The sequence below is a fragment of the Candidatus Eisenbacteria bacterium genome (assembly GCA_013140805.1).
In the GTDB taxonomy this organism is placed as follows: Bacteria; Eisenbacteria; RBG-16-71-46; order RBG-16-71-46; family RBG-16-71-46; genus JABFRW01.
In genome coordinates this window covers 1-3,981 of sequence record JABFRW010000056.1, presented here as the reverse complement: position 1 = coordinate 3,981, position 3,981 = coordinate 1, and the positions used below count along the sequence as shown (strand labels likewise).

Genomic DNA, 3,981 nt, shown 5'->3' with positions numbered 1-3,981 from the left:
GTCCCGATTCGCCCCCGGCACCCTGATCGTGGGGGCGAATCGGGACGAACGCCCGGAGCGCCCCTGCGAGGGTCCCGGAGTCCTCAGCGAGGCCCCGCACGTCGTGGGCGGGCGGGATCGCGGCGCGGGCGGCACCTGGCTCGCGGTGCGCGAGCGTCGCGCGATCGTGGCACTGCTCAACCGCCGCGATGAGTCGAGCTCCGTGAACGGCTTCTCGAACGGCCTGGTCGCGGGATCGCCGAACGGTTCCAGCGCCGGGCCCACGGAGCGGCGTTCGCGCGGACTGCTGGCGCTCGACGTTGCGTGCGCGCCCGAAGGATTCGAGAACGCCCTCGACGCGAGCGCCGAGCATCGCGGCCTCCTCGCGAAGATTCGCGCGACCACACGCGACCCGCTGGGAGTCTCGGCACTGGCGCGCGCGTTCGCAGCACTCTGGGAGTCGCGCTACGCACCGTGCTCGCTGGTGTGGGCGAGCCCCGAATCGGCGTGGGTGCTCTCGCTCGACGGCGGACGCGCGCCGCGCGTCGCGCCGATCTCGGACGGCTGGCACGTGATCACGCATCGGGATCTCGACGACGAGTCGGAACCGCGCACCGCCCATCTGCTCGAACAGCTCGAGTACTTCCGCCCGCGTTCGGTCGAGAAGGCCGAACAGCGGCTCGGCGACCTGCTCCGCACCCATGGCGACGCCGCACGCGATTCCGGCCGGGCGGCACTCCCTCCAGTGTGCGTTCACGAGGGCGGCATGGTCACCGTGTCCTCGAGCCTGGTGTTCGTCGATGGCGACAACGGGCGCTACTTCCACGCCGACGGAAGACCCTGCGAACGGCGGTTCGAGGATCGCAGCAGCCTCCTGCGAGGAGTGGCGCACACCGGCTGAGCCCCTTCCCCATGTGCGATCCGTCTCCTAGAATGAGCGCGGCTCGCAACGGAACTCGACGCGGGAACGGGGCACACGGTGGAGGGGGTCGGGATGGAGCTTCAATTTCCGGACTGCTGCAAGTGCGAGGACGGCGTGCTGCTACCGCTCTCGGACTACGGTCGCGACGGCGCGCCCATTACCTACAAGGCGTGGGTGTGCAACAACCCCAAGTGCGGGTACAACCTGCGCATCGACAACGGTGAGATCAGCATGGGCCGGGAGATCGGCACGTCCGACAAGTGATCCGCGCGATCGTCTTCGACCTCGACAACACGCTCACCGACTTCATGAAGATGAAGGCGGACGCGATCAACGCGGCGATCGACGGCATGATCGACGCGGGTTTGCGGCTGCCGCGTGAGGCCGTTCGCACCCGGATCGACGCGATCTATCAGGAGCAGGGGCTCGAGTACCAGCGCGTGTTCGATCAGTTGCTCACGAGTGAGCTGGGCCACATCGATCCCAAAATCCTCGCCTCCGGCATCGTGGCGTACCGGCGCGCGCGCGAATCCGCGCTGGTGCTCTACCCGCACGTGCACATGACGCTGCTCGAACTCACGAAGCGCGGGATCCGCCTGGGCGTGGTGAGTGATGCGCCACAGGCCCAGGTGTGGCTGCGGTTGTGCTCGCTCTCGCTCCAGCACGTGTTCGACGCGGTCGTCACGTTCGACGACACCGGCGAGCGCAAGCCGAGCCCGGCACCGTTTCGCGAGGTGCTGCGACGGCTCGGAGCCGAGGCGCACTCCTCGCTCATGATCGGCGACTGGGCCGAGCGCGACGTGGTCGGTGCCGCGAGCCTCGGCATGACCACGGTATTCGCACGCTATGGCGACACCTTCGGCACCCGCGAATCGGGCGCCGATTTCGACATCAATGACGTCTTCGAGCTGGTCGCGATCGTCGACCGGCTCAACGCCACCGCCCCGACATCCGCGGGCGGCGGCGCGCTCTGACCCCGCAGACGGAGGTGGCATGCCGGCAGGAAAAGTGAAGGCAGCGAAGGTCAAGGTGTATGCAGCGCCCGAGGGAACCACCGGGCTCGATGGTCAGTTCCACGTCTATGTGTTCGACGTGTTCAACAAAGAGTTCCTGCCCGGCAAAGCGTTCGACACCGTCGAGCGAGCGGCGCAGTTCCAGCGTCACGAGCAGGAGCGGATCTATGCCGAGCAGGAGGCGATCCCCGACCTGTTCGACCTTCCATTCCTCTCGAGCGATCCCGATCTGTTGCGGCGCGTGACGAGCGACGCCGAGTATCGGAGCCGCCTGGTGCGCGATCTCACCAGCGAGGCGCGGACGCGCGGTCGGGGCCGCTGACTCGATCATGAGTCGCGACCCTTCGAACGTCGCGCGAGGCTGGGCGGCGCTCGTGCTGTGCGCCGCGATCGGGCTCGGAGTGGCCGAGGGGGCCGCGGCGCCCGCGCGGATTCGCATCCCGGGCACCTCGTTGCGGCTCGGCGACTCGCTGCTGCAAGTCTCGGGTGCGATCCAGTTGCGCTCGCAGCCGAACGACCGCCTGGCCTCGGGCGAGAGCGCGTTCGGGGCCGAGCTGCGTTACTACGGTGAGCCGAGTGCGGCGACGCTGGTGTTCGCGGCCGATGTGCTGACCCGCCTCGAAGTCGAGATGCACGAGCCGTCGCCACACTCTCGCGACTACCTCGAGGACGATCTGAGGCGGCGTGGGCTGAGACGCGAGTGTGCGAGCGCCACCCGAAATCGCAGCCGCTGCACCTGGTTCGGGGCGCTGCGACTCCAGGTCCAGATGGAATCATTGCGCGTGATCACGGTCGCCTCGCGGCTCGACGACGCGAGCGACGCGATCGGCTCGTCGGAGCCCGGCGGCGGCGGCGGCGCGAGCGGCTCAGCCGTCGCGGTCCGCGACAATCCGTTCGCGAACTCGCTCGCCGACGCACTCGCCGACAGCACGCCGGTGCTTCCCGACACGCTGAGTCTGAACGAGGAAAATCCGGAGGGGTACACGCCGCCCAAGCTGGTCAAGACGATCTTCGCGCGCATCCCGGACGATCTGCGCACCTCGGTCGAGCGCGGCAGCGTCGGCGTGCTCGCACTCGTCGGCCTCGACGGCAAGGTGATCTACGCCGAGCCGCTCTACGGGCCCGAGCCGCTCTATCCCACGGTATTGACGGCGCTCAAGAGCTATCAATTCGAACGCTACAAGACCAAGGCGGGTCCGACCCGTTTCTGGGTACGACTTTCGGTGTGGCCGAGCTGATCGCGTGAGGCTCGTCACTGCCGACGAGGTGCGGTCGATCGATCGCGCCACGATCGAAAGCGGTCATGCCACAGGCCTTGCGCTCATGGACCGCGCCGGCCACCAGGTGGTGGCCGCGATGGAGCGACGCTACGGGCCGCTGCTCGCCTTGCGGGTGCTGGTGCTGTGCGGGACCGGCAACAATGGCGGCGACGGACTGGTCGCGGCGCGAGCACTCGGACGCCTCGGTGCGAAAGTGCGAGCGGTGGTGCTCGGCGATCCACAGCGCCTGCGCGGCGATGCGCTGCAGTGCCTCGAGGCGGCGCGCGCCGCCGGTGTCGTGATCGAGCGCGCAGACGATGAGGCGGCGCTCGATCGACAGCTCGCCGCGTGCGATGCGTGGGACTTCGCTGTCGACGCGATGCTCGGCACGGGCGCGCGCGGCGCTCCCGAAGGCGTGATCGCCGCCGGCGTCCAGGCGCTGCGCGAACTCGACGAGCGCGGCACGCGTGTGGTGGCGGTGGATCTGCCGACCGGAGTCGACGCCGACTCGGGCGCGATCGCGCGCCGCGCGGTGCGCGCCGACCTGACGGTGGCGTTCGGATTCCCGAAACGCGGCCACTGGCTCTACCCCGGCCGCGCGTTCGTCGGCGCGCTCGAGGTAGCGGAGATCGGCCTTGCCCCCCAGATCGCGCAGCCGGGCGCGTCACGCATCGAGGTCGCGACGGCGAGCGAACTCGCGATGCTGTTGCCGACGCGAAGCCCGGACACGCACAAGAAGCGCGCGGGGCGCGTGCTGGTGATCGGCGGCGCGCCCGGGCTGACCGGCGCGCCGGTGCTGGCCGCGCGC

General features: G+C 69.5%; 6 protein-coding genes. All 6 read left to right on the top strand.

Annotated features, from left to right (window positions below; all coding sequences use genetic code 11):
• On the top strand, nt 1-880 hold an 880-nt coding region (locus HOP12_05495; protein ID NOT33610.1), incomplete at its 5' end, for a hypothetical protein.
• 93 nt (nt 881-973) lie between these two features.
• Nucleotides 974-1,165 carry a hypothetical protein gene (locus tag HOP12_05490; protein NOT33609.1) on the top strand — a complete coding sequence of 64 codons (192 nt, stop codon included), beginning with the start codon at nt 974-976 and terminating at the stop codon, nt 1,163-1,165.
• Entirely contained in the window at nt 1,162-1,875 is a 714-nt protein-coding gene (locus HOP12_05485; GenBank protein ID NOT33608.1) for an HAD-IA family hydrolase, read from the top strand. The genes HOP12_05490 and HOP12_05485 overlap by 4 nt, the downstream gene beginning before the upstream one ends.
• A gap of 19 nt (nt 1,876-1,894) precedes the next feature.
• A complete protein-coding gene (locus HOP12_05480; protein NOT33607.1) occupies nt 1,895-2,236 on the top strand; it encodes a hypothetical protein in 342 nt (113 codons plus the stop codon).
• 7 nt (nt 2,237-2,243) lie between these two features.
• Entirely contained in the window at nt 2,244-3,152 is a 909-nt protein-coding gene (locus HOP12_05475; protein NOT33606.1) for a hypothetical protein, read from the top strand.
• Between the two features lie 4 nt (nt 3,153-3,156).
• A partial coding sequence (locus HOP12_05470) for an NAD(P)H-hydrate epimerase (GenBank protein ID NOT33605.1) occupies nt 3,157-3,981 on the top strand: 825 nt, incomplete at its 3' end.

Excerpts from the sequence above, each read along its gene's own strand:
- HOP12_05490 (NOT33609.1), top strand. The coding sequence starts at position 974 with ATGGAGCTTCAATTTCCGGACTGCTGCAAGTGCGAGGACGGCGTGCTG.
- HOP12_05480 (NOT33607.1), top strand. The coding sequence starts at position 1,895 with ATGCCGGCAGGAAAAGTGAAGGCAGCGAAGGTCAAGGTGTATGCAGCG.
- HOP12_05475 (NOT33606.1), top strand. The coding sequence starts at position 2,244 with ATGAGTCGCGACCCTTCGAACGTCGCGCGAGGCTGGGCGGCGCTCGTG.